Raw genomic sequence first — 24,417 nt, forward strand, 5'->3', positions numbered from 1 at the left:
TCAGCGCGCCTCGTCCTCCGGCACCGTGATCACGAGCCCGGCGACGACGAAGCCGAGGACGGCGAGGTACTGCGCGGTCAGCCACGCCGCATCGTCGAGCGGAATGGGCACGACCGGATTCCACACCACCGCGAGCGCGACCGGAATGGGCAGCCACCACCACTGGCGCGCCTGCAGCGCGAACCAGCCGACGATGAGGGCGAGGATCGCGATCACGAACTGCACGAAGAAGAAGGCCTCCGTGCCGATCGCGATGATGCCGCCGAGCGCGACGACCACGCCGAGCAGTCCGGGGGCGAGCGCGAACCGGCGGTGCACGGGGCGACCGGCGCGGGATGAGCGGGGGGAGCGGGTCATCGGGCAGCCTCCTCGTCGGGCGCACCGCCGAGTGCGGGGCGCTGCGGCGCTGCCGCTATCGTCGCATCCCCCCTCGACCGCTCACCACGAAGACGCGCGAGGTAGTCGTTGTACGCGTCGAGGTCGGGGTCGCCGAGGCGATCGGCGCGGGCGTCCGCTCTCGCTGCCCTCGCCGTGTCGTCGCGGAACCAGCGATGCAGGATGTACAGCAGCATGAGCACCGTCGGCCCCTCGCCGTACGACCAGGCCAGGCCGCCGGCCACGCCCTGGTCGACGAGGGGATCGATACCGAGAGATGCCGGCGGGGTCGCGAAGTAGTCGGTCACGAGCGTCGGGCTCACCATGAGGAACACCCCGAAGAAGGCGTGCAGCGCGACCTCAGCACCGAGATCGAGCGCCCGCGCCGGGTACGACATCCGAACCGGAAGCGGATCGTCGCTGAGGATCGGAACGGTGAACAGGATGCCCGCGAGCAGGAAGGCCGCCTCGAGCAGACCGTGCCCGGATGGCAGCGCCAGCACGGGATCGACGAGGTCGCCGAGGTAGAGGCCGTAGAACAGCAGCAGGAAGACCGCGACGCTCACCGCCGGATGCAGTATCCATCGCGCGGCGCGGCTGCGCAGCCCGGCCACGGCGAGGACGAGCACGAGGCGACCGGCACCTCGATGCGGCACGCTGCGCAGCAGCAGGCGGCCCGGCGACCCGAGCACCAGCAGCGGCGGCACGAGCATCATGAGCGTGAGCTGCTCCCCCATGAAGACCGAGAGCATCACCTGGCTGTAGTCCTCGAGCGCCGACCCCGTCACGACCGTGATCACGCCGCAGCCGGCCAGGAAGAGCAGCGTGCGGGTGACCGACCACCGCCGGCCCCGCCTCCACTGCGAGGCAGCGCCGACGAGGTAGACCACCGCGGAGAGGATCGCGATCGCCGGGAAGACGAAGGAAGAGCTCGCGGAGACGCCGATGAATGCTTGAAGACCCGGAGGATCCAAGGGCGTCATCGCGTCCTCCTCGCGTCAGTCGACCTCGCGAGAGGGCGGGGCCGGCTCACCTCTCGAGCGCTGTCACGATGGCCGAACGCAGGTCTCCGAGCTCGCGGATCTCGATCGGGCGGTTGTCGACGAAGAAGGTCGGGGTCGAGGCGACGCCGATCTGCGTGCCCGACTCGAGATCGGCGGTGACGCGCTCCAGGGTCTCCGGTGCCGCGACCGCGGCATCGTACGCCGCGAGATCGAGTCCGAGCTGGCTGGCGTAACCCCGGAACAGCTCCGCCTTCGAATCCTGCGACTCGCCCCACTCCGACTGCGTCTCGTACATGAGGTCGTACATCGCCTCGAGCTCGCCCTGCTGCGCGGCCGCCTCGACGGCGAGCGCCGCGGTCATGGAGTTCACATGCCCGGGGATGGGGAAGTAGCGGAAGGCGAAGGTGACCTCGCCCTCGAACTCCTCGCGCAGCTCTTCGACGACGGGGTAGAACGCCCCGCAGGCCTCGCACTCGAAGTCGAGGAACTCGACGACGACGACGGCGCCCTCCCCCGCGTCGTCGAGGATGCGCGTATCGGGCTGGAGCATCGACACCGGCGCCGGTATGGCGGCGCCGGGGTCGGAGTCCGGGTCGGCTACGGGGCCGCTGGACGGCGCCTGAACGATGCCGAGGATGACGAACGCGGCGATGAGCAGGATGATCGCGCCGGAGAGCGCGACCGAGACTTTGGCGGTGGTGCTGGTGGTCACGAAGGATACCTTTCGACGAGCGCAGAGCGCGCAAACAGGAGGGGCGCAGACAAGGGTCCGCGCGGTGACGTGCCCGGCTCCGATCGCGCAGGGCGCGGACCGGGGGGGCGACTCCTACGTGCGGATGATGCAGAGCGCCGTCCGGTCAGGCCGGTCGGCGTCGATCCAGGCCTGCCGGACGAGGGCGACGAGGGCCCAGCATCCCATCGCGATGCGGCGCAGCCCTCCGGCGGGGCCGGACCGTAGCGCGGGCCCGAGGAGGACGAGCAGGGCGAGGATCGAGCAGATGAGCAGCACGAGCTCCTGGGCGGCCCCGAGGCCCGATTCGGTGGCGATGTCGGGCACAGTCGGGTCGGGGGATGCTGTGGTGGCGGCAGCCGGAACGATGAGCGGGCTCTCCGCGGCGACGGCGGCGGCGTGCTCGTTCGCCCCGGCGGCCTCGACGTGATCGGCTGTGAGCGCGCCGACGACCACGAGGGCGACTGCGAGGACGATGAGGACGATGCGCCGCAGTACCCTTCCGCCGCTGCCGAGCTCAGCGGTGCCGCGCCCGACTGCGGGCACCGTCGCGGCCTGCGCATCGAGAGGGACGTCCACGGGTGTCATGTTACGCCGGGCCGTGTCAGCATAGGCTGGGAAGGCATGTCTGCACACTGAGGAGAGGTTCGAGATGACGACGGTCGATACAGCGACCCTCACTGAGCGTGATGACCGGACCGCTGCCCGCTCGTCGATCGCATTCGCGATCGTACTGATCGTGGGCGGAGCGATCGGCTGGCTCGCGTCCACCGGGCTCCTCATCGAGAGGGTCCGCGCGCTGCAGAACCCCGAGACTCCCCTCTCGTGCGACCTGAGCCCTTTCGTCTCCTGCGGCGCCCTGTTCGACCGCTGGCAGGCCTCGCTGCTCGGGTTCCCCAATCCGGTGATCGGGGTGGCCGGCTTCGTCGTTCCGATCGTGGTCGGCCTCGGGATGCTCGCGAGCGCCCGCTTCGCCTCCTGGTTCTGGCGGCTCGTCGTCATGGGGCTCTTCGGCGCCTGGGTCTTCGTCACCTGGCTGTTCGTGCAGAGCGCCTTCGTCATCGGCGTGCTCTGCCCGTACTGCCTGGTGGTCTGGGCGGCGACGATCCCCCTGTGGTGGACGGCGATCGTGCGCACGATGGCGGACGGGGATCTGGGTCGCCGCGCGGTCGCGCCGGGCCGAGCGCTCACCCCGTTCATCGTCGTGCTCGTGCTCGCGAACTACGCGGTCATCATCGGGGCGATCGTGCTGCGGTTCCCGTACCTGCTGGCCGGGTGAGGCGGGCCGGTCGGGCCGGGCCGGGTGGGCCCCGGGCAGGGCAGCCCAGGCGGGCCGGTCGCACCGTCGCGCGTCCGCCGGGTCACCCCGCCTGCACCCCGTGCAGCTGCGCGTACCGGCCGCCGCGGGCGAGCAGCTCGTCGTGCGGGCCGACCTCGACGATGCGCCCGTGCTCGAGCACGACGATGCGATCGGCCGAGCGGATCGTCGACAGCCGGTGCGCGACCACGAGCGTCGTGCGGCCGGCCATGAGGCGGTCGAGGGCCTGCGCGATGACGGCCTCGCTGCCCGAGTCGAGGGCGCTCGTCGCCTCATCGAGCAGCAGGATGCTCGGGTCGCGCACGAGGGCCCGCGCGATCGACAGGCGCTGGCGCTGGCCGCCCGACAGTCGCGCGCCGCGCTCGCCGACGACCGTGTGCCAGCCCTCGGGCAGCGCCGTCACGATCTCGAGCGCGTTCGCGTCGCGCAGCGCCTGCTCGAGCCGGGCATCCTCGACCTCGCCGAGGCCGTAGGCGATGTTCTCGCGGATGGTGCCCTCGAACAGCACCGACTCCTGCGGCACGACCGAGACGCGGCGGCGCACGCTGCGCAGATCGAGGGTCTCCATGTCGACGCCGTCGAGCAGCACCCGCCCCCGCGTCGGACGCACGAAGCCCAGCACGAGGTTCAGCATCGTCGACTTGCCCGAGCCGGAGGAGCCGACGAACGCGATCGTCTCGCCGGGCTCGATCGCGAGATCGATGCCGTCGAGGGCGGGGCGGGCGGCGGGGGCGGGCTCCGGCGGCGGGGCCGCGGTGGGGGCGGCCTCGGGATGCCCGGCTCGGGCCGCGCCGGCGCCGCCGGCGCGATCCCCGTAGGCGAAGGTCACCCCCTGCAGCTCGATGCGGCCGCGCACCACGCCGACCGCGGTCTTGCCCTCGTTGCGCTCGAGGTCGGGATCCTGCAGCACCTCGGCGATCGACCGCACCGACTCGGTGCCGCGCGCGACGATCGGCAGCAGCATGAGCAGCCCCGTCGCGCTCGTCGTGAGCAGGGCGAAGTACGAGCTCAGCAGCACGACCTCGCCGGCCGAGATCGGCAGGAACCCGGTGAGCGAGAACCAGGCGGCGAGGATGAGGCAGCCGACGCCGAGCAGCTGCAGGCTCACCCACGAGACCGAGGCGAAGCGGCCGTTGAGCAGGTCGAGGGCGAAGCCGGCGGTGCGCACGCCCTCGGCGCCGTCGGCGACGCGCTGCCGGGCCGTGTGCTCGAGCCCGTGCGCGCGGGTGATGGGCATGAGCGCGGCCATCTCGCCGACGCGGGCGGAGAAGTGCTCGACCTCGCGCCGGAACGCCTCGTTGCGGGTGAGGCTGCGCCGCTGCAGCAGCGCGCGCAGGGCGACGGCGAGCGGGATGGCGAGGGCGTAGACCGGCAGGAACTGCGGCACCGCGATCGCCGTCATCGTCACGGCGCCGAGCAGCACCATCGTCGCCGACAGCAGCGGATGCGCGGTCTGCTGCAGCATGACCTCGATGTTCTCGACGTCGCGCACGACCTTCGTCTGCACGACCGCGGAGTTCGCGCGGGTGTGGAAGCCGATCGAGAGCTCCTGCAGGCGGGCCGCGATCGCGTTGCGCAGGTCGGCGCCCGTGCGCCGCACGACCCCCATGAAGAAGCGCGTGTAGAGCACGTGGCCGGGGTAGTTCTGCAGCAGCGCGACGACGGCGATGCCGCCCCAGAGCGCGAGCTCGATCGGCGGGCGCTGGTCGACGACGATGTCGATGACCTGCGCGGTGATGACGGGCAGCAGCCAGAGCGGGGTGTCCTTGACGGCGAAGAACAGCAGCGCGAGCAGCACCCGGCGGCGGTGCAGGCCGAGCAGGCGCAGCACCGAGCGGGCGGGGTGCCGGCCGTCGACGGCGTGCCGCACGGCATCGGCGGTGTCGGCGGAAAGCGCTTCCCGAGTCATGGGTCCATCATGCCGGGTCGCCGGTCGCGCCGCGACCGCACCTGCGGTGCTCCGCCCCGCTACACGCCCCAGTGCTGCAGCAGCGGGCCGCGCAGCGCGCCGCGCGCATCCCACTCGGCGCGCAGCGCGCGGAACGACTCCCAGCGCGGGTAGCGCGCGGCCACGGCCGCCGGATCCATCGTGAAGACCTTGCCCCAGTGCGGTCGGGCGCCGAAGGGCGCGAGCACCGACTCGATGCCGGGCAGCGCCGCACGCACGGCGGGCTCGTCGGGCATCCAGGTGAAATGGATGCCGATGACGTCGCCGCCGAACGCCCCGCTCAGCCACAGCTCGTCGCCGCGGATGCTGCGCACCTCGCTCACCTGCAGCAGCCCCTCGATGGCCGGCCCGTGGGCGCGCATCGCGCTGAGCGCGGCCACCGCGTGCTCGCGCGGCACGAAGTACTCGCTCTGCAGCTCGTCGCCGTTCGAGGGCGTGAACTCAGGCCTGAAGTGCGGCAGCCGCTCGAACCAGGGCCCCGGCTCACCGCTCTGGTCGGTGCAGTTGGGGGCGGGCTGACCCCTGAGGGGATGCTCCGCCGCCCCCGCGCGCACGGCCCTGTCGAGCGGCCCGGGCGCCCCGCTCGCCTCGGGCGTCACGCGCGACTTGCGCCACACCTGGTCGATGAGGTCGGATCGGCTCCAGTTCGTGAACAGGCTCACGCTCGTCGCCGACCCCATCACGGCGTCGAGATCGGCGAGCGCGGCATCCCACGGCAGGTCGAGGTCGACGACCTGGGTCATGGCGTAGCTCGGCTCGACCGCGAGCTCGACGCGGACGACGACGCCGAGGGCGCCGAGCGAGACGACGGCGCCGTCGAACCCCTCGTCTCCGCGACGGATGGTCGCGACCGAGCCGTCGGAGCGCACGAGCTCGAGCCCGACGACCGCGGTCGCGAGCGAGCCCGCGGCGTCGCCCGAGCCGTGGGTGCCGGTGGCGATCGCGCCGGCGATGGAGATGTGCGGCAGCGAGGCCATCGCGCCGAGCGCCCAGCCCTGCGCGTCGAGCGCGCTCGCGACCTCGGCGTAGCGCATCCCGGCGGGCACCGAGGCGACGCCCGAGCGGCCGTCGGCAGTGGGCGCGACGGTCACCGCGCCGGGCAGCCGCGCCACCGACACGAGCAGCCCGGACGTGTCGGCGATGCGCGTGAACGAGTGCCGCGAGCCGAGCGCGCTCACCTGCGGCGCCTCGGCGACGAGCTGCTGCAGCTCACCAATGCTCGTCGGTTCGGCGAAGCGGGATGCGGCGTAGGCGAGGTTGCGCGCCCAGTTCAGCCCGGCGGGGCCGGGGGACGCCGTGGTGGGGGTCTGCGCGGTCGTGGTCACCTGCTCGACCCTACGCCGCGGGCCCCGGAGCCCGCCGACCGCGAGCGGCCTGCCGCCGCCCGCGGCCGGCGCTCAGGCTGCCCGCCCGTGCCGGGCTGCGCCCGAGCCGCCGTCGAGTTGCGCCGTTTCGCTCGAGTTGAGGGTTCCGAACGCGCAACTCGGCGGGAACCGTCAACTCGGCGGCACCCGGCGCTCAGGCCCGGCGCTCAGGCCGCCCGGCTCAGACCGCCGCCGGCGTCCGCTCCTCGAACCCCCACGGCTGCCCGTACCCGCCGTCGGCCTCGGGCCGCGCCATGAGGTCGAGGAACGCCCGGGCGTCGAACGCCTCCGGCCCGAGCACGCCCGCGCCGCTCCAGGCGCCGGTGGCGAGCAGTTCGAGCGCGATGACGGGGTTGAGCGCGGTCTGCCAGACGACGCACTGGGCCTCGTACTCGGCCATCGTCCACTCGTTGTCGGCCACGTGGTACAGGTACACCTCGCGGGGCGCGCCGTCGACGCCGGTGCCGGTCACCCAGAGTCCGGCGCAGGTCTTGCCGGTCATCCGGGGCCCCAGCGTGGCCGGGTCGGGCAGGCCCGCCGCCACGACGTCGCGCGGGCTGACCTCGACGGGGCCGTTCGCCGAGCGCACGCGCACGGGGGCGGTGCGGTCGAGGCCGAGCTGGTTCAGGGTCTTGAGGATGCCGATGAACTCGTCGCCGAGGCCGTACTTGAAGGTCACGCGCTTGGCGTCGACCCAGCGCGGCATGAGCAGCACCTCCTCGTGCTCGACGTTGACGCACTCCACGGGGCCGATGCCCTCGGGGAACTCGAAGACCTCGGGCTCGCTGAACGGCGCGGTCGTGAACCAGCCGCGGTCCTTCTCCCACACGACGGGCGGGTTGAGGCACTCCTCGATGGTCGTCCAGATGCTGAAGGAGGGGGCGAAGATCTCGTTGCCCTCGTCGTCGCGCACGACGAGGTTGGCGCCGTCGCGGGTGCCGAGCTCGTCGATCTCGCTGAAGAGGTGGTCGGCGGCGTAACGGGCGAAGACGTCGCTGAGCCCGGGCTCGACGCCCATGCCGACGAGGGCGAGGCGGCCGGCGGCCTCCCACTCGGCGGCCGCGGCGAACTGCTCGTCGCCGAGCTTGACGCCCGTGAGCGCGTGCGGCTCGGTCGGGTGCGGCTGCGACAGGCTCATCGCCATGTCGAGGTAGTCGGCGCCGGCGGCGAGCGCCCCGGCGAAGATCGTCGGCACGAACTTGGGCTCGACGGCGTTCATGACGTGGGTGGCGCCGTGCTCGCGGGCGACGCGCTCGACCGCGGCGGCGTCGCTCGCGTCGATCTGCGCGGCGACGAAGCGGCCGCCCTGGTCGCCGTGGCGCTCGGTGATCCAGGCGACCGAGCGCTCGGCCCGGCCGAGGTCGTAGTCGCTGACGATCATGGTCTCGAAGAACGAGCGGCGGGCGGCGATCTTGGCGATCGCGTCGCCCACGCCCCCGGCGCCGACAAGCAGGATTCTCATGGCCATGATGTTATCCAACTGGACAACAAAGCGGAAGAGGCGAGGGGATGCTCCGCGCGAGCCCCTCAGCGCCCGGCGTCGTCCGCCCGCGCCTCCGGCGCCCCGCGCCCCGGCGCCGAGCGCTCCGGCGCCGAGCGCCCCGGCACCCCGCGCTCCGCCACCTCGCCGGCCACCGCATCCGGCACGGGTCCGCCGCCCGACTTCCTCGGCCTCGGCTCCTCCCCCAGCCTCACGGCGAAGGGGACGGCGACCATGACGGCGACGGCGATGCCGACGAGGGCGCCGCCGATGGTGTCGGTGATCCAGTGCGCCCCGAGGTAGGTGCGGGCCAGCGCCATCGCGACGATGTACACCGCGCCGAGCATCCACACCCACCACCGGCCCGGGCGCAGGCCGAAGATGACGACGAAGGTGACCGCGAGCGTCGCCGCGTTCGCGACGTGGCCGGAGGGGAACGAGCCGAAGTCGGCCACGACCAGGATGTCCTCCGGGCGCGCGCGCCCGAACAGGTTCTTCAGCAGCTGCACGACCCCGGCGCTCAGCACCGCCGCGACCACCGAGTAGAGCGCGCCCCACGGCCGCCGCAGCACGAGCAGCAGCACCGCGAGCCCGACCGGCACCACGACGATGCCGACGATGTGCCCGCCGAACCAGTCGAGGAAGAGCGCGGGAACGTCGAGCCAGGGGGCGCGCTCCTCGAGCAGCTCGTCCATGAACTCCTCGTCGAGCGCGGTCGGCGATTCGCGCAGCGCGACGAGCAGTCCGACGAGCACGGCGGCGGCGAGGCCGACGCCGCCCGTGATGAGCGGCCAGCGTCGGCGGATGCGGCGGCGTTCGGCGGGGGTCACGGTGGTCATGGGCGAACACTACCGAGCGCACCGGTGCCGGGCGGCACGGGCGTTCGGGGGATGCTCAGCGCGAGCATCCCGTCGCGATCAGCGCGACAGCGCCGGAACGGTGCGCGGGCGCACCACGAACCACAGCGAGAGCACGGCGACCGCGGCGGCCACGGCCATCGCCGCGCCCATCGGGGTCGCGCTGTCGATGCCGAAGACGCCGACGACGGGCGAGAGCAGTCCGGCGAGGCCGAAGTTCATGGCGCCGAGCAGCGAGGCGGCGGTGCCGGCCTCCTTGCCGTGGTTGACGAGCGCGAGCACCTGCACCATCGGGAACCCGAAGCCGCAGGCCGTGATGAAGAAGAACAGCGGCACGATCGTGCCCCACATGCCGGCGTCGAGCTGGTCGAGCACGACGATCGCGATGGCGCTCGTCAGCAGCACGGCCGTCGAGACGGAGAGGATCCACTGCGGGCCGATGAACTTCGCCAGCCGCGAGCTCACCTGCACGCCGATGACGACGCCGATCGAGTTCGCCGCGAAGACGATGCCGTAGGCCTGGGCGTCGAGCCCGTAGACGTCCTGGAAGAGAAACGACGAGGCCGAGAGGTAGGCGAAGAGCCCGGTGAAGGTGAATCCGCCGATGATGGCGACGCCGACGAAGATGCGGTCGCGGAACAGCGCGCGGTACCGCTCGCCGAGGGTCGAGTGCCCCGGGTCGGCGCGGCGCGCGGGCGGCAGCGTCTCGACGATGAGCAGCCACGAGGCGACGACGACGAGCACGCCGTAGCAGGCGAGCACGCCGAACAGTCCTCGCCACGGCATGACGAGCAGCAGCTGCGAGCCGATGAGCGGCGCGAGCACGGGGGCGAGCCCGGTGACGAGCGCGAGGCGCGAGAGCATGCGCACGAGCGGGTAGCCGCCGAAGAGGTCGCGCACCATCGCCATGGCGACGACGCCGCCGGCCGCGGCCCCGGCGCCCTGCAGCACGCGGGCTGCGAGCAGCCAGCCGATGTCGGGGGCGAGCGCGACCGCGAGGCTCGCGGCCACGTGCACGGTCGTCGCGAGGATGAGGGGCAGCCTTCGGCCGATGCGGTCGCTCCACGGGCCGACGATCAGCTGCCCGAAGCCGAAGCCGATCATCGTGGCGGTGAGCGTCAGCTGCACGAGCGCGACGCTGACGCCGAGGTCGGCCTCGACCTGCGGGAAGGCCGGCAGGTACAGGTCGACGGTGAACGGCCCGAGCGCGGTGAGCGCCCCGAGCACGAGCACGTAGGTCACGCGCTGGCGCCGGGTCAGGGAATCACCGGGGTGGACGACGGTCGACACGGTCGGTACGGCCTTTCGCGAGCGGGGCGCACCGGTCGACGTGGGCGACCGGTCGACGCTGAACGGGATGCTGCGCCGAGGCGGCGCGAGAGGCGCGGGTGATCCGGCGCGCAGACGATCCTACGCTCGCTCCGGCCTCACGTCGAATCGATTCGACAGTTTGTCGGCGAGTCGAACGAACTCGCCCGTCATGTCACTCGGTCCCGTGCTCTCCGGCTCGGAGCGTGCGGCAACTCCTGCATTCCGGGAGGCGCTCCGCGCGCTGCCGCGCCGCCGACCTTCTGCCGAATCTGAATCGCAGGAGTTAGCGCACGCCGCGCCGACGTCTCTCCACGCGCGGCGACGCGCTGGGAGCGCGCGAACGCGGGCGAGCGCGGAGGCGCTCAGCCCTTGTCGGCCTTCGCCGCCTTCGCCGCCTTCTTCGCCGCGCGCACGCGGGCGAGCGAGTCGGCGTCGACGATGTCGGCGACGGAGGCGTACGAACCCTCTTCGCCGTAGCGCCCGGCCGCCTCGCGCCAGCCGGGCGCATCCAGCCCGCACTGCTTGCCGAGCAGGGCGAGGAAGATGCGCGCCTTCTGCTCGCCGAAGCCGGGCAGCGCCTGCAGCCGGCGCAGCACCTCGGCGCCGTCGGGCGCCTCGTCCGAGCCCTCAGCCGGACGGGTCCAGATCGCGGCGGCGTCGCCGCCCCACTCGTCGCGCACGACCCCGGCGAGGGTCTGCACCCGCGCCGCCATCGAGCCGGGGAACCGGTGCACCGCGGGCGTCTCGCGGAAGGCGGTGAGGAACGCCTCCGGGTCGGTGTCGGCGATCGTCGCCGGGTCGACCGGGCCGAGGCGGTCGCGGATCTTCGCGGGGCCGGCGAACGCCGTCTCCATCGGGATCTGCTGATCGAGCAGCATGCCGACGAGCAGCGCGAAGGGGTCGTCGGTGAGCAGGGCGTCGGCCGGGGCATCCCCCGTGATGTTCAGAGCCATGTCGACATCGCACCACGCGCGCCTGCGAGGCCGCTCACGAGCCCCTACTCGGGGATGCGCCGCGTGCGGATGAGCTCCGAGTACCAGTGGCCCGACTGCTTGACGGTGCGCTCGAGCGACTCGTAGTCGACGTGCACGATGCCGAAGCGCTTCGTGTAGCCGTAGGCCCACTCGAAGTTGTCCATGAGGCTCCACACCTGGTAGCCGCGCAGGTCGACCCCGCGCTGCATGGCGCGGTGGGCGGCCGTGAAGTGGCGGCGCAGGTAGTCGATGCGCAGCGGGTCGTCGACGCGGCCGTCGACGACCTCGTCGCCGGGGAAGGCCGCGCCGTTCTCGGTGATCATGAGCGGCAGCTCGGGGAACTGCTCGTGCAGGTCCATGAGCAGCTGCTCGAGGCCGTCGGGCGCGATGTTCCAGCCCATGTCGGTGTACGGGCCGGGCTGCTGCACGAACTCGACGTCGAGCGAGCCGGGCCAGGCCGAGCCCTCGGACTGGCCGTGGCCGTCGGCGTTGCTGCGGGGCGAGTGGCCGTCCCACATGCGCACGGTGACGGTGGAGTAGTAGTTGACGCCGAGCACGTCGATCGGCTGGTGGATCTGCTCGAGGTCGCCGTCGCGCACGAACGACCAGTCGGTGACGGAGGCGGTGTCCTCGAGCAGGTCGGTCGGGTACGCGCCGCGCAGCATCGGGCCGGTGAAGGCGCGGTTGGCGAGCGCGTCGATGCGGCGCACGGCCTCCTCCTGCGAGGCCTGCTCGGCCCGCTCGTCGCCGCGGATCATGTGCAGATTGAGCGTCGCCGAGTACTGCGTCTCGGGCCGCGTGACGGTCGAGCGGAGCGCCTGCAGGCCGAGGCCGTGGGCGAGGTTGAGGTGGTGCACGGCGGTCAGGGCGGCGGCGCCGTTCGCGATGCCGGGGGCGTGCACGCCCGAGCCGTAGCCGAGGTAGGCGCTGCACCAGGGCTCGTTCAGCGTCGTCCAGGTGTGGATGCGGTCGCCGAGCGCATCACCGAGGTGGTGAGCGTAGTCGGCGAAGCGGTAGGCGGTGTCGCGGTTGGTCCAGCCGCCCTCGTCCTCGAGGGCCTGCGGAAGATCCCAGTGGTACATCGTCGCGATGGGCGTGATGCCGCGGGCGAGCAGGCCGTCGACGAGGCGCCCGTAGAAGGCGAGCCCCTTCTCGTTGGCGCGGCCCGATCCCTCGGCCTGGATGCGCGGCCACGCGATCGAGAAGCGGTACGCCTCGAGACCCATGCGCTGCATGAGGTCGAGGTCGTCGTCGAGGCGGTGGTAGTGGTCGTCGGCCACGTCGCCGGTGTGGCCGTGCAGCACGCGGCCGGGGGTGTGGCTGAAGGTGTCCCAGATGGACGGGCCGCGACCGTCCTCGGTCACCGCGCCCTCGATCTGGTAGCTGGCGGTGGCGGAGCCGAAGAGGAACCCGGCGGGGAACTCGAGGCCGGCGTCGCGGTAGTCGGGGGAGCTGTCGGTCATGGGTCGAGCCTATTCCTTCGGGTGTGCAACCGCTCCCACGGTCGCGGGGCGGGTGATCGGGTACGCATCAGTCGGCGTCGGGGGCGGGCGGCGGGGCGGTGGATGCTCGCACGACGAGCTGCGCCCCGATCACCCGGTGCCCCGCGGCACCGGGGTCGCCCTCGACCGCGTCGAGCAGGGCGGCGAGGCTGTCCGCTCCCAGCGCCCGGAAGTCCTGGCGCACCGTCGTCAGCGGCGGCAGGAAGTGGTGCGCGTCCGGCACGTCGTCGAAGCCGACGACGCTCACGTCGTCGGGCACGCGGATCCCGCGGGCGACGAGCCCGTGCACGAGCCCGAGCGCCATCTGGTCGTTGGCGGCGAAGACGGCGGTCGCGCCGTCCAGGGCGGCGGGGTCGGAGCCGGCGCGGTACCCGGCGTCCGAGCTCCAGTCGCCCGGGATGGGCTCGTGCACCGGCAGACCCGCCCGCTCGAGGGCATCCCGCCAGCCGCGCTCGCGCGCCGCGGCGTCGAGCCAGTCGGCGGGGCCGGCCAGGTGGCGGATCCCGCGGTGACCGAGGGCGATGAGGTGCTCGACCGCGGCGACGGCCCCGCCGTGCTGGTCGACCGCCGAGGTGAGCAGCCCCGCGTCGGCCTCGGCCGTGATGACCACCGTCGGGCAGCGGTCGGCGATGCCGTGCACGGCCGCGAGCGCCGAGGCGCGCGGCGCGATGACGCACAGCCCGTCGATGCCCTGCAGCATGAGCTGCTCGAGTCCGGCATCCACCGAGAAGGCGGGGTCGTCGGCGACGGTCGTGACGCTCACGTGGTACCCGCGGCCGCGCGCCGCCTCCTCGAGGCCGCGCAGGGTGCTCGTCGGGCCGTACTGCACGGGGCTATCGATGAGCACGCCGATGCGCCGCGACTCGTTCGTCGCGAGCGCGCGGGCGAAGGAGTTGCGGGTGAAGCGCAGCTCGGCCATCGCCGCCTCGACCCGCGCCCGCGTCGTGGCGCGGATGTTGGGGTGGTCGTTGATGACGCGCGAGACGGTCTGGTGCGAGACGCCCGCGAGGCGCGCGACGTCGTAGATGCTCGCGCGGGCGCCGGCGATCAGAGCCCCTGGGCCAGGCGGTAGTACGCCGCGTTCGCCCGCACCTCCTGCGCGAAGCCGCGCTCGGTCGTCCCCTCGTCGATGACGAGCAGCTCGACGCCCGCGATGTGGGCGAAGTCGCGGAAGACGTCGACCCCCACCTGCGTCGACATGACGGTGTGGTGCGCGGCGCCGGCCGTGAGCCACGAGGCGGCGGAGGTCGCGAAGTCGGGCGCGGGCTTCCAGACGGCGTGGCCGACGGGCAGCTTCGGCATGGGTGCCGGGAGGGCGACGTTCTCGACGACGTTCGCCACGAGGCGGAACCGGTCGCGCATGTCGCTCAGCGCGGCGACGACGGCGGGGCCGGCGTCGGCGGTGAAGACGAGGCGCACCGGGTCCTCCTTGCCGCCGATGCCGAGCGGGTGCACCTCGAGGCGCGGGCGCTGCGAGGTGAGCGAGGGGCTCACCTCCAGCATGTGCGCGCCGAGGATGAGCTCGTTGCCGGGCTCGAGGTGGTACGTGTAGTCCTCCATCAGGCTCGCGCCGCCCGGCAGGCCCGCGCCCATGACGGCGGCCGCGCGCACGAGCACCGCGGTCTTCCAGTCGCCCTCAGCCCCGAAGCCGTAGCCACAGGCCTGCAGGCGCTGCACGGCGAGGCCGGGCAGCTGGCGCAGCGCACCGAGATCCTCGAACGAGGTCGTGAAGGCGCCGAAGCCCCCCGCCTCGAGGAACGAGCGCAGGCCCAGCTCGATAGCCGCGCCGTAGCGCAGCGAGTCGGCGCGCTCGGCGCCGGGGTGCAGCTCGGGGGCGACGTCGTAGAGGTCGACGTACTCGGCGACGAGCTCGGTGATGGCGGCGTCCGAGACGGCGTGCACGGCGTCGGCGAGCTCGGTGACGCCCCAGGTGTTGACCTGAACGCCGAAGCGCAGCTCGGCCTCGGTCTTGTCGCCCTCGGTGACGGCGACGTAGCGCATGTTGTCGCCGAAGCGGGCCAGCTTGAGCTCGTGGGTGGCGTGCCAGCCGGCCGCGGCGCGCGCCCAGACGGCGACGCGGTCGGTGACGGCCGGGTTCGAGACGTGGCCGACGACGGTCGTGCGGGCCACCCCGAGCCGGGTCTGGATGTACCCGAACTCGCGGTCGCCGTGCGCCGCCTGATTCAGGTTCATGAAGTCGAAGTCGATCTCGCTCCAGGGCAGCTCGACGTTGGCCTGGGTGTGCAGGTGCATGAGGGGCTTCTGCAGGGCGTCGAGGCCGGCGATCCACATCTTGGCCGGGCTGAAGGTGTGCATCCAGGCGATGACGCCGATGACGTTCTCGGCGGCGTTGGCCTCCTGCATCACCTTCTTGATGCTCGTGCTGTCGACGAGGGTGGGCTTCCAGACGATGCTGACCGGGATGCTCGACGCGGCCTGCAGGCCGGCGACGACCTCCTGCGACTGCGCCGCCACCTGCCGCAGCGTCTCGTCGCCGTAGAGGTTCTGGCTGCCGGTGAGGAACCAGACCTCGTAGGTCGACAGGTCGGGGACGATGCTGCGGCTCATGCGGGAGCTCCTTCGGGGGTCTTCTCGGGGGTGGCCGTCTGGCCGTACACGTTCTGGTAGCGGTCGTAGAGCGAGTCGATCGCGGCGGGGTCGATGGGGTGGGGCTCGCCGAGCGAGCGGGCGAGGTGCACGCTGCGGGCGGCGTCCTCGACCATGACGGCCGCCTTGACCGCAGCGCGAGCATCCACGCCGATCGTGAACGGACCGTGGTTGGCCATGAGCACAGCGGGCGACCGGTGGCCGCGCAGGGTGTCGACGATGCCGCGACCGATGGAGTCGTCGCCGATGATCGCGAACGGGCCCACCGGGATCTCGCCGCCGAACTCGTCGGCGATGGCCGTCAGCACGCAGGGGATGGGCTCGCGGCGGGCCGCCCAGGCGCAGGCGTACGGCGAGTGCGTGTGCACGACGCCGCCGACCTCGGGCATGTTCCGGTAGACGTACGCGTGCGCGGCGGTGTCGCTCGACGGGCTGCGCTCCTTGCCGCCGGGGGTGTCGGGCACGACCTCGCCGTCGAGCGTGCACAGGATCATGCTCTCGGGGGTGAGGTCGTCGTAGTCGACGCCGCTCGGCTTGATGAGGAACAGGTCGGCGCCGGGCACGCGCGCCGAGACGTTGCCGCCCGTCCAGACGACCAGGCCGTAGCGCACGAGCTCGCCATGCAGGGCCGCGAGCTCCTCGCGCAGGCGGGTGATCTCGATGACGGAGGCGTCGGTGCCGCTCGCGTCGGCGACCCCGCTCACGCGCGGACCTCGCGCCGGCGCGCCTTCAGCCGCTTCATCACGTCGTTCGCACCCCGGCCGAAGTAGTCGTGCAGCTGCAGGTAGTCGGCGTAGAGCGCGTCGTAGGCGTCGGCGGCTTCGGGGTTCGGCGTGAAGGCCGCGACGGTGCGCGAGCCCATCGCCGCTCCGGCCTCGCGCACGTCGGCGTAGGCGCCCGCGGCGACGGCGGCGTGGATCGCCGACCCGAGCGCCGGGCCCTGCTCGCTCGCGATGGTCGAGATGGGCATCCGCAGCACGTCGCTGTAGATCTGCATGAGCACCGGGTTCTTGATGAGGCCGCCCGCGGCGATGAACTCCGTCACCGGCACGCCCGACTCGGCGAACGCCTCGACGATGCGCCGGGTGCCGTAGGCGGTCGACTCGAGCAGCGCGCGGTAGACCTCCTCGGGCCGGGTCGTCAGCGTCATGCCGAGCACGAGGCCGCTGAGCTCGGTGTCGACGAGCACCGAGCGGTTGCCGTTGTGCCAGTCGAGGGCGAGCAGGCCGTGGTCGCCGACGGGGCGGTCGGCGGCGAGGTCGGTGAGGTACTGGTGGATGCTCGTGCCGGCAGCCTCGGCGGCGGCGTACGCCGATGCCGGCACCTGGTTCTTGACGTACCAGGCGAAGATGTCACCGACGCCCGACTGGCCCGCCTCGTAGCCGTAGAGCCCGTCGACGATGCCGCCGTCGACGACACCGCACATGCCGGGCACCTCGGCGAGGGTCGCGCCGTTCATGACGTGGCACGTGCTCGTGCCCATGATGGCGACCATCTGGCCGGGCTCGACGGCCTGGGCCGCGGGCGCGGTGACGTGCGCGTCGACGTTGCCGACCGCGACGGCGATGCCCTCGGGCAGGCCCGTCCACGCCGCGGCCTCGGCGGTGAGCCAGCCCGCGCGCTGGCCGAGCCGGCCGATCTCGTGGGCGAGCTTGTCGTCGACGAAGCCGGCGAAGCCGGGGTTCAGCGCCGCGAGGAACGCGGCGTCGGGGTAGGCGCCGTCCTGGTAGATGCCCTTGTAGCCGGCGGTGCAGGCGTTGCGCAGGTAGGTGCCGCTGAGCTGCCAGACGATCCAGTCGGCGGCCTCGATCCAGCGGTCGGTCGCTGCGTAGACGTCCGGCGCCTCCTCGAGCAGCTGCAGCGCCTTCGCGAACTCCCACTCGCTCGAGATGAGCCCGCCGTAGCGCGGCAGCCAGGCCTCGCCGCGCTCCTCGGCGAGCGCGTTGATGCGGTCGGCCTGGCCCTGGCCGGCGTGGTGCTTCCAGAGCTTGACGTAGGCGTGCGGATTCTCGCGCCACTCGTCGAGGGACGAGAGCGGGGTTCCGTCGGCGGTCACGGGCAGCGGGGTCGAGGCCGTGAAGTCGGTGGCGATGCCGATGACGTCGGCGGGGTCGATGCCGGCGGCCCGCACCGCGGCGGGCACGGCGTTCTGCAGCACCTCGACGTAGTCGCGGGCATCCTGCAGCGCCCACTCGGGCGGCAGGGCGGCGCCGGTCGCCGCGAGCGTCGTGTCCATGACGGCGTGGCGGTACTCGTGCACGCCCGTGCCGAGCTCGGCGCCGTCGGCGACGCGCACGACGACGGCGCGGCCGGAGAGGGTGCCGTAGTCGACGCCGATGACGTAGCGGGGGGTGGACGGGGACGGGGTGGGGGCAGCGACGTCGCTCACGAGGGTCCGCTCTCGGTTCAGGCCGGCGCTCGCTCGCCCCGGCGCGTTGTTAGCGCTAACAGTATGACAGTGGTGGACAGGGGTACGGGGGTCGGCCGCGGACGGCCGACCCCCGAGCACTCCTCCGGCGCGGCCTACGTGCGGGCGCGCTTGCGGTTGTAGACGTCGAAGGCCACGGCGAGCAGCAGCACGAGGCCCTTGATGAACTGCTGGTAGTCGGTGCTCACGCCGAGCAGCGACATGCCGTTGTTCAGCACGCCGACGATCAGACCGCCGGTGATGGCGCCGATCACCGTTCCGACGCCGCCCTGCACCGCCGCGCCGCCGATGAAGGCGGCCGCGATGGCGTCGAGCTCGAACAGGTTGCCGGCACCCGGGCCCGCCGAGTTGAGGCGGCCCGTGAAGATGATGCCCGCGAGCGCGGCGAGCACGCCCATGTTGACGAACAGGTAGAAGTCGATCTTGCGCGAGTCGATGCCCGACAGGTTCGCCGCGTTGCGGTTGCCGCCGACCGCGTAGATGTGACGGCCGAAGACGCTGCGGTTCATCACCTGCGTGTAGGCGACCACGAGCACGCCGAGCACGATGAGCACGATGGGCGTGCCGCGCGAGCCGGGGGCGACGCCCAGCAGGTAGGTGAGGAACAGGATGAGGCCCGAGCCGAAGGCGAGCTTCACGATGAACCACCAGGCGGGCTCGGTCTCGAGGTTGAGCTTCGTGCGCTTGATGCGGCCCTGCAGCTGCGAGACCACGAACATCACGAGGGCGATGAGGCCGAGGCCCACCGTGATCCACTCCGCAGGGCTCGTCGACGCGGGGAACAGCTGCGGGAACACGTAGCCGGCGCCGAGCTGGCGGTACTCCGTCGGGAACGGCGTGATCTGCGTGTTGCCGAGCACGATCTGGGTGAGGCCGCGGAAGATCAGCATGCCCGCCAGGGTCACGATGAAGGCGGGGATGCCGACGATGGCGACCCAGAAGCCCTGCCAGCATCCGACGAGCGCGCCGATGACGAGCGAGACGATGATCGCGACCCACCAGGGGAAGTCGAGATCGCGCACCATCACGCCCGACATGGCCCCCACGAAGGCGGCGACCGAACCGACCGAGAGGTCGATGTGGCCGGCGATGATGATCATCACCATGCCGATCGCGAGGATCAGGATGTAGCTGTTCTGCACGATGACGTTCGAGACGTTGCCCGCGGTGAGCAGGCGGCCCTCGGTCAGCACCTGGAACAGGATGACGATGACGATGAGCACCAGGAAGATGCCGATCTGACGCAGGCGCGAGCTCAGGAAGCTCAGCACCTCCGATCGACTGGTGGCGGTGCGGGTTGCGCTAGCCGATGACATGGTCGGCCTCCTTCTCCTTGGTCATGAGCACCATGAGTGCTTCGGGGGTGGCCTGCTCGATCGGCAGCTCACCGGTGATGGTGCCCTCGGAGAGGGCGTAGATGCGGTCGCAGATGCCGAGCAGCTCGGGCAGCTCGCTCGAGATGACGATGACCGCCTTCCCCTGCGCCGCGAGCTCGTTGATGATCGTGTAGATCTCGTACTTGGCGCCGACGTCGATGCCGCGGGTGGGCTCGTCGAGGATGAGCACCTCGGGGTCGGAGTAGAGCCACTTCGACAGCACGACCTTCTGCTGGTTGCCGCCCGAGAGCTTGCCCGTCACGACGTCCACCGAGGGCGCCTTGATGTTCATGCTCTTGCGGTAGCCCGAGGCGACGATCTGCTCCTGGCCGCCGTCGACCCAGCCGCGCGGGGCGAGCTTCTTGAGGCCCGCGGTCGAGATGTTGCGCTTGATGTCGTCGATGAGGTTGAGGCCGTAGAGCTTGCGATCCTCGGTGGCGTAGGCGAGGCCGTTGCGGATGGCCTCCGGCACCGAGCGCGCCTGGATCTCCTCGCCGCGCATGTACAGCGAGCCGGTGATGCGCGAGCCGTACGAGCGGCCGAAGATGCTCATCGCGAGCTCGGTGCGCCCGGCGCCCATGAGCCCGGCGATGCCGACGACCTCGCCGGCGCGCACGTTCAGGCTCGCGCCGTGGATGATCGTGCGGTCGCCGTCGGTCGGGTGGTGCACCGTCCAGTCCTCGACCCGGAACACCTCCTCGCCGATGGTGACCGTGCGGTCGGGGTAGCGGTGCTCGAGATCGCGGCCGACCATGCCCTTGATGATGCGGTTCTCGGTGACCTCGGCGAGGTCGAGCGTCTCGATGGTGCGCCCGTCGCGGATGATCGTCACCTCGTCGGCGATCGCTTTGATCTCGTTGAGCTTGTGGCTGATGATGATCGACGTGATGCCCTGCCCCTTGAGGTGGCGGATCAGGTCGAGCAGGTGCGCGGAGTCCTCGTCGTTGAGGGCCGCGGTGGGCTCGTCGAGGATGAGCAGCTTGACGTTCTTCGACAGCGCCTTGGCGATCTCGACGAGCTGCTGCTTGCCGACGCCGATCTCGTTGACGATCGTCGTCGGGCTGTCGCCGAGGCCGACGCGGGCGAGCAGCTTGGCCGCCTCGGCGTTGGTCTCGTCCCAGTCGATGAAGCCGCGCTTCTGGCGCTCGTTGCCGAGGAAGATGTTCTCGGCGATCGAGAGGTAGGGGCTGAGGGCGAGCTCCTGGTGGATGATGACGACGCCCGACTTCTCGCTGTCGCGGATGTCCTTGAACTGCATCGTGTCGCCCTCGAACACGATGTCGCCGGTGTAGGTGCCGTACGGGTAGACGCCCGACAGCACCTTCATGAGCGTCGACTTGCCGGCCCCGTTCTCGCCGCAGATGGCGTGCACGTGGCCGCGCTCGACGGTGAGCGTGACGTCCTGCAGCGCCTTGACGCCGGGGAACTCCTTGGTGATGGTGCGCATCTCGAGGATGGTGCTCATGGATGCTCCTTCTCCTCTGCGGGTGAGGTGGTGCGGGGGAACAGCGGGATGGTGCGGGTCCGACCGCGAACGGCCGGACCCGCACCCGATGTAGCGGAACCTACTAGCCGAGCTCCTCAGCGGTGTAGTACCCGCTGCCGATGAGCACGTCCTCGTAGTTGTCGACCGTGACGATCGACGAGTCGAGCAGGTACGACGGGACGACCTTCTCGCCGTTGTCGTAGGTCTCGGTGTCGTTGACCTCGGGCTCCTCGCCGTTCTGGAGGGCATCCACCATCGCGACGGCCTGCTCGGCGAGCAGACGGGTGTCCTTGAAGATGGTCGAGTACTGCTCGCCGGCGATGATCGACTGCACCGAGCCGAGCTCGGCGTCCTGGCCCGTGATGATGGGCAGGGCGTCGGTCGAGTAGCCGCCCGAGGTGAGGGCGGAGATGATGCCGATCGAGAGGCCGTCGTAGGGCGAGAGAACGCCATCGATCTGCGTGTCGCCGATGATGGTGAGGATGTTCTCCATGCGCTCCTGCGCCGTCTCGGGCAGCCAGCGGAGGATCGCCACCTGCTCGAAGTCGGTCTGGCCGGAGGGGACGACGAGGGTGCCGTCGTCGATCAGCGGCTGGATGACGCTCATCGCGCCGTCGAAGAAGAACGTCGCGTTGTTGTCGTCGGGGCTGCCGGCGAAGAGCTCGACGTTCAGCGGGCCGGCGACGTCGGTGCGAGCACCGCTCTCGTCGAACACGCCCATGCCGATGAGCAGCGAGGTGGCCTGCTGCACGCCGACCTCGAAGTTGTCGAAGGTCGTGTAGTAGTCGACGTTCTCGGTGCCGTTGATGAGGCGGTCGTAGGCGATGACGGGGATGCCCGCATCGGCGGCCTGCTGCAGCACATCGGTGAGGGTGGTGCCGTCGATCGAGGCGATGATCAGGGCCTCGGCGCCGCTGGCGATCATGTTCTCGATCTGCGAGACCTGGGTGGGGATGTCGTCGTTCGCGAACTGGAGGTCGACCTCGTAGCCGAGCTCCTCGAGCTGCGACTGCACGTTGTCGCCGTCGGCGATCCAGCGCTCGGACTGCTGCGTGGGCATCGCGACGCCGATGATGCCGCCCGCCTCGTCCTCGCCGCCGCCGGCAGCGCCGCCGCCGGTGCGGTCACCGGCGCAGCCGGCGAGTGCCAGCGACATGACTCCTGCGGCGGCGACGCCGAGGAGGAACTTGGAGTTCTTCACTGTGTGTCCTTTCAATGGGGATTGTGGTGGTGCAACGGGATGCCGCTCTCGACCTCGAGCGCCGCATCCGCTTCCCGGGGGGAACCCGGGAGGTTCATCGGGGCGGGGCCTCCGCCTGTCCGTAGACGTTCTGGTACCGGTCGAAGAGCTGGTCGACCGCGCTCTGCGCGATCGGCCGGGGCTCCCCCAGCTGGCGGGCGAGGTGCACAGCGCGGGCGGCGTCCTCGACCATGACCGCCGCCTTGACCGCGGCGCGAGCATCCGTGCCGATCGTGAACGGACCGTGGTTCGCCATGAGCACCGCGGGCGAGCGGTGGCCGCGCAGGGACTCGACGATGCCGCGGCCGATCGAGTCGTCGCCGATGATCGCGAACGGACCGACCGGGATCTCGCCGCCGAACTCGTCGGCGATCGCCGTCAGCACGCAGGGGATCGGCTCGCCGACGGCGGCCCAGGCGCAGGCGTAGGGGCTGTGGGTGTGCACGACCCCGCCGACCTCGGGCATGTGCCGGTAGACGTATGCGTGCGCTGCGGTGTCGCTCGAGGGGCTGCGGTCGCTGCCGGGGGTGTCGGGCACGACCTCGCCGTCGAGGGTGCAGAGGATCATGGCGGCCGCGTCGAGGTCGTCGTAGCTGACGCCGCTCGGCTTGATGACGAAGAGGTCGGCACCGGGCACGCGGCCCGAGACGTTGCCGCCCGTCCAGACGACGAGGCCGGCACGGACGAGCTCGGCGTGGAGGGCGGCGACCTCGTCGCGCACGCGGGCGACGGCGACCTGCACCTCGGGGCTCAGGCGGTGCATCGCGCACCTCCGGCGACGAGGGTTCTCGAGGAGCCGGCGCGGCCGGGCGTCGTGCCGCAGGGCACGGTGCCGGCGGGGCTGACAGCGCTCACTCGAGACCTCATCGTCTGGGGGCATCGACCGTGGTGGTGCCGATGCGGTGGTTCGGGGTGGTGCGGGTATCGCCGGCGATCGGTCGGATGTGATCGTTCACATGGCGTGGACACATCTAACGGCGAAACGGTCACATCTGTCAAGCCGAGGCGAGCGGCCGTCGGTCACAACTGCGTAACAGGCGCGGAGCGCGCCGGCAGCCATCCGGGCGCACCGCTCCGTCCTGGCCCCGGCACCCGCTCCGCCTTGGCGCTGGCCGAAATGCAGGAGTTCGGCGCTCGACCGCGGCGTGTCGCCGCTCGACGTCGGGCGACGCGCCGACTGAGTCCTGCATTCGTGCACACCCGACGACGGGATGCTCGGCCGCAGCAAGCCCGCCGACGCACCCGCGCGGGCTCAGTGCGCGGGCCCAGCCGGGCGAGCGGCCCAGCGCGCCGACCCGACCGCGCGGGCTCAGCGCGCGCGGGCCGTCGACTGCCGCACGACGAGCTCGGCCTGCACCGGGTCGTGGCTCAGCTCGGTCTCGCCGCGCAGCTCGCCGAGCAGCAGGGCGACGGCCCGGCGGCCGATCTCGGCGAAGTTCTGCCGCACGGTCGTCAGGGGCGGGGCGAAGTGCGCGGCCTCGGGGATGTCGTCGAAGCCGACGACGGAGATGTCGTCGGGCACCGAGAGCCCCGAGTCGCGGCAGGCGTGCATGAAGCCGAGGGCCATCTGGTCGTTGCCGGCGAACACGGCGGTGAAGTCGCGGTAGCGCAGCAGCTCGAGTCCGGCGTAGTAGCCGAAGTGCGCCGTCCAGTCGCCGAGGATCGGCGCGCGGGTGCGCAGGTCGGCGTCGCCGAGCTCGCGCAGGAACCCCTGCATGCGGGCCTCGGCCTCGATCCAGTCCTGCGGGCCGGAGAGGTGGGTGATCTCGGTGTGCCCGAGCTCGATGAGGTGCCGGGTCGCGAGCCGGGCGCCCTGCACCTGGTCGACCCAGAGCGAGTGCGCGCGGTTGAGCCCCGTCGCCTCGAGCGTCACGAAGGGCACCGCCACCTGCAGGTCGTCGAGCGCCTCGAACACGCGCACCTGCGGCGCGACGACGATGAGGGCCTCGATCGACTGGCTCATCAGGTAGTCGAGCCCCGACTTGATCGAGGCGTACTCGCTCGAGGCGATGTTGGTGATCGTGAGCCGGTAGCCGGCTTCCCGGGCGGCGAGCTCAATGGCGGCGATGCTCGTCGCCGGGCCGTAGTGCGCGGTCTGCGCCGACAGCACCCCGATCGTGCGCGAGCGGCTCGTGACGAGCGCGCGGGCGGCCTGATTCGGCCGGTAGCCGAGCTCGTCGATGGCGGCGCGCACCCGGGCGAGGGTGCCGGGGCGGATGCTCGGGCTGTCGTTGAGCACGCGCGAGACGGTCTGGTACGAGACGCCGGCGACCCGCGCGACGTCGCGGATGTTGGGCGCGCGCACGCGGTCGGGCTCCGCCGCCCGCTCCGACTCCGTCGTCATCCGCACCCGTCCGCTGGGGCATGTGTACGTTCACATGCGCTCGGCTCATTATGCACCGGCGTGCCCCGCCATC

General features: G+C 71.8%; 21 protein-coding genes. 1 reads left to right on the forward strand and 20 read right to left on the reverse strand.

Annotated elements, in window-relative coordinates; translation table 11 throughout:
- The 4 genes from HGB54_RS10820 to HGB54_RS10835 all read right to left on the reverse strand — a co-directional run bounded on the left by HGB54_RS10820 (position 1) and on the right by HGB54_RS10835 (position 2,688).
- Complete coding sequence (locus tag HGB54_RS10820) at positions 1–357, reverse strand: DUF6804 family protein (RefSeq protein WP_168916428.1); 357 nt, start codon at positions 355–357, stop codon at positions 1–3.
- Positions 354–1,358, reverse strand: coding sequence for a cytochrome c oxidase assembly protein (locus tag HGB54_RS10825; RefSeq protein ID WP_168916429.1), 1,005 nt, complete (start codon positions 1,356–1,358; stop codon positions 354–356). Before HGB54_RS10825 ends, HGB54_RS10820 begins: the two co-directional genes overlap by 4 nt.
- A gap of 46 nt (positions 1,359–1,404) precedes the next feature.
- Positions 1,405–2,091 (reverse strand): DsbA family protein, encoded by a 687-nt coding sequence (locus tag HGB54_RS10830; protein ID WP_168916430.1) that lies wholly within the window; start codon positions 2,089–2,091, stop codon positions 1,405–1,407.
- A 114-nt stretch (positions 2,092–2,205) separates the two neighbouring features.
- A complete protein-coding gene (locus HGB54_RS10835; RefSeq protein ID WP_168916431.1) occupies positions 2,206–2,688 on the reverse strand; it encodes a hypothetical protein in 483 nt (160 codons plus the stop codon).
- A 160-nt stretch (positions 2,689–2,848) separates the two neighbouring features.
- On the opposite strand from HGB54_RS10835, the gene HGB54_RS10840 reads away from it, so the two are divergent.
- Positions 2,849–3,388, forward strand: a complete 540-nt coding sequence (locus tag HGB54_RS10840) for a vitamin K epoxide reductase family protein (protein ID WP_228545804.1) — start codon at positions 2,849–2,851, stop codon at positions 3,386–3,388.
- Positions 3,389–3,470: 82 nt separating this feature from the next.
- Here HGB54_RS10840 and HGB54_RS10845 read toward each other — a convergent pair whose 3' ends face one another.
- The 16 genes from HGB54_RS10845 to HGB54_RS10920 form a co-directional block, all read right to left on the reverse strand.
- Positions 3,471–5,336 carry an ABC transporter ATP-binding protein gene (locus HGB54_RS10845; protein ID WP_168916433.1) on the reverse strand — a complete coding sequence of 622 codons (1,866 nt, stop codon included), beginning with the start codon at positions 5,334–5,336 and terminating at the stop codon, positions 3,471–3,473.
- Positions 5,337–5,395: 59 nt separating this feature from the next.
- Positions 5,396–6,700 (reverse strand): FAD-binding protein, encoded by a 1,305-nt coding sequence (locus HGB54_RS10850; RefSeq protein ID WP_228545805.1) that lies wholly within the window; start codon positions 6,698–6,700, stop codon positions 5,396–5,398.
- A gap of 220 nt (positions 6,701–6,920) precedes the next feature.
- The gene (locus tag HGB54_RS10855; protein ID WP_168916434.1) at positions 6,921–8,201 is read right to left on the reverse strand and encodes a saccharopine dehydrogenase family protein; all 1,281 of its coding nucleotides are present in this window, start codon (positions 8,199–8,201) and stop codon (positions 6,921–6,923) included.
- A gap of 65 nt (positions 8,202–8,266) precedes the next feature.
- The gene (locus HGB54_RS10860) at positions 8,267–9,058 is read right to left on the reverse strand and encodes a phosphatase PAP2 family protein (protein ID WP_168916435.1); all 792 of its coding nucleotides are present in this window, start codon (positions 9,056–9,058) and stop codon (positions 8,267–8,269) included.
- Positions 9,059–9,136: 78 nt separating this feature from the next.
- Positions 9,137–10,366, reverse strand: a complete 1,230-nt coding sequence (locus tag HGB54_RS10865) for a multidrug effflux MFS transporter (protein WP_168916436.1) — start codon at positions 10,364–10,366, stop codon at positions 9,137–9,139.
- A gap of 383 nt (positions 10,367–10,749) precedes the next feature.
- The gene (locus HGB54_RS10870; protein WP_168916437.1) at positions 10,750–11,340 is read right to left on the reverse strand and encodes an HhH-GPD-type base excision DNA repair protein; all 591 of its coding nucleotides are present in this window, start codon (positions 11,338–11,340) and stop codon (positions 10,750–10,752) included.
- 44 nt (positions 11,341–11,384) lie between these two features.
- Positions 11,385–12,824, reverse strand: coding sequence for a GH1 family beta-glucosidase (locus HGB54_RS10875; protein WP_168916438.1), 1,440 nt, complete (start codon positions 12,822–12,824; stop codon positions 11,385–11,387).
- A 67-nt stretch (positions 12,825–12,891) separates the two neighbouring features.
- On the reverse strand, positions 12,892–13,914 hold the full coding sequence (locus HGB54_RS10880) for a LacI family DNA-binding transcriptional regulator (protein ID WP_168916960.1): 1,023 nt from the start codon (positions 13,912–13,914) through the stop codon (positions 12,892–12,894).
- Positions 13,911–15,431 carry an L-arabinose isomerase gene (araA, locus tag HGB54_RS10885; protein WP_168916439.1) on the reverse strand — a complete coding sequence of 507 codons (1,521 nt, stop codon included), beginning with the start codon at positions 15,429–15,431 and terminating at the stop codon, positions 13,911–13,913. Before araA ends, HGB54_RS10880 begins: the two co-directional genes overlap by 4 nt.
- A complete protein-coding gene (locus tag HGB54_RS10890; RefSeq protein ID WP_407663503.1) occupies positions 15,428–16,132 on the reverse strand; it encodes an L-ribulose-5-phosphate 4-epimerase in 705 nt (234 codons plus the stop codon). The genes araA and HGB54_RS10890 overlap by 4 nt, the downstream gene beginning before the upstream one ends.
- A gap of 38 nt (positions 16,133–16,170) precedes the next feature.
- Positions 16,171–17,859 carry a ribulokinase gene (gene araB, locus HGB54_RS10895; protein WP_168916441.1) on the reverse strand — a complete coding sequence of 563 codons (1,689 nt, stop codon included), beginning with the start codon at positions 17,857–17,859 and terminating at the stop codon, positions 16,171–16,173.
- 134 nt (positions 17,860–17,993) lie between these two features.
- A complete protein-coding gene (gene mmsB / locus HGB54_RS10900) occupies positions 17,994–19,214 on the reverse strand; it encodes a multiple monosaccharide ABC transporter permease (protein WP_168916442.1) in 1,221 nt (406 codons plus the stop codon).
- The gene (gene mmsA, locus HGB54_RS10905; protein WP_168916443.1) at positions 19,201–20,739 is read right to left on the reverse strand and encodes a multiple monosaccharide ABC transporter ATP-binding protein; all 1,539 of its coding nucleotides are present in this window, start codon (positions 20,737–20,739) and stop codon (positions 19,201–19,203) included. Before mmsA ends, mmsB begins: the two co-directional genes overlap by 14 nt.
- Before the next feature lie 103 nt (positions 20,740–20,842).
- On the reverse strand, positions 20,843–21,961 hold the full coding sequence (gene chvE / locus HGB54_RS10910) for a multiple monosaccharide ABC transporter substrate-binding protein (RefSeq protein WP_407663486.1): 1,119 nt from the start codon (positions 21,959–21,961) through the stop codon (positions 20,843–20,845).
- A gap of 94 nt (positions 21,962–22,055) precedes the next feature.
- Positions 22,056–22,763 (reverse strand): L-ribulose-5-phosphate 4-epimerase, encoded by a 708-nt coding sequence (locus HGB54_RS10915; RefSeq protein WP_168916444.1) that lies wholly within the window; start codon positions 22,761–22,763, stop codon positions 22,056–22,058.
- A gap of 546 nt (positions 22,764–23,309) precedes the next feature.
- A complete protein-coding gene (locus HGB54_RS10920; RefSeq protein WP_168916445.1) occupies positions 23,310–24,344 on the reverse strand; it encodes a LacI family DNA-binding transcriptional regulator in 1,035 nt (344 codons plus the stop codon).
- Between the last annotated feature and the right edge of the window lie 73 nt (positions 24,345–24,417).

It is taken from the genome of Microcella flavibacter (genome assembly GCF_012530535.1).
GTDB lineage: Bacteria > Actinomycetota > Actinomycetes > Actinomycetales > Microbacteriaceae > Microcella > Microcella flavibacter.

Coding starts and splice junctions, on each gene's coding strand:
- HGB54_RS10820 (WP_168916428.1), bottom strand. CDS start 357: ATGACCCGCTCCCCCCGCTCATCCCGCGCCGGTCGCCCCGTGCACCGC.
- HGB54_RS10825 (WP_168916429.1), bottom strand. CDS start 1,358: ATGACGCCCTTGGATCCTCCGGGTCTTCAAGCATTCATCGGCGTCTCC.
- HGB54_RS10845 (WP_168916433.1), bottom strand. CDS start 5,336: ATGACTCGGGAAGCGCTTTCCGCCGACACCGCCGATGCCGTGCGGCAC.
- HGB54_RS10855 (WP_168916434.1), bottom strand. CDS start 8,201: ATGAGAATCCTGCTTGTCGGCGCCGGGGGCGTGGGCGACGCGATCGCC.
- HGB54_RS10860 (WP_168916435.1), bottom strand. CDS start 9,058: ATGACCACCGTGACCCCCGCCGAACGCCGCCGCATCCGCCGACGCTGG.
- HGB54_RS10870 (WP_168916437.1), bottom strand. CDS start 11,340: ATGGCTCTGAACATCACGGGGGATGCCCCGGCCGACGCCCTGCTCACC.
- HGB54_RS10875 (WP_168916438.1), bottom strand. CDS start 12,824: ATGACCGACAGCTCCCCCGACTACCGCGACGCCGGCCTCGAGTTCCCC.
- araA (WP_168916439.1), bottom strand. CDS start 15,431: ATGAGCCGCAGCATCGTCCCCGACCTGTCGACCTACGAGGTCTGGTTC.
- mmsB (WP_168916442.1), bottom strand. CDS start 19,214: ATGTCATCGGCTAGCGCAACCCGCACCGCCACCAGTCGATCGGAGGTG.
- mmsA (WP_168916443.1), bottom strand. CDS start 20,739: ATGAGCACCATCCTCGAGATGCGCACCATCACCAAGGAGTTCCCCGGC.
- HGB54_RS10915 (WP_168916444.1), bottom strand. CDS start 22,763: ATGCACCGCCTGAGCCCCGAGGTGCAGGTCGCCGTCGCCCGCGTGCGC.
- HGB54_RS10920 (WP_168916445.1), bottom strand. CDS start 24,344: ATGACGACGGAGTCGGAGCGGGCGGCGGAGCCCGACCGCGTGCGCGCG.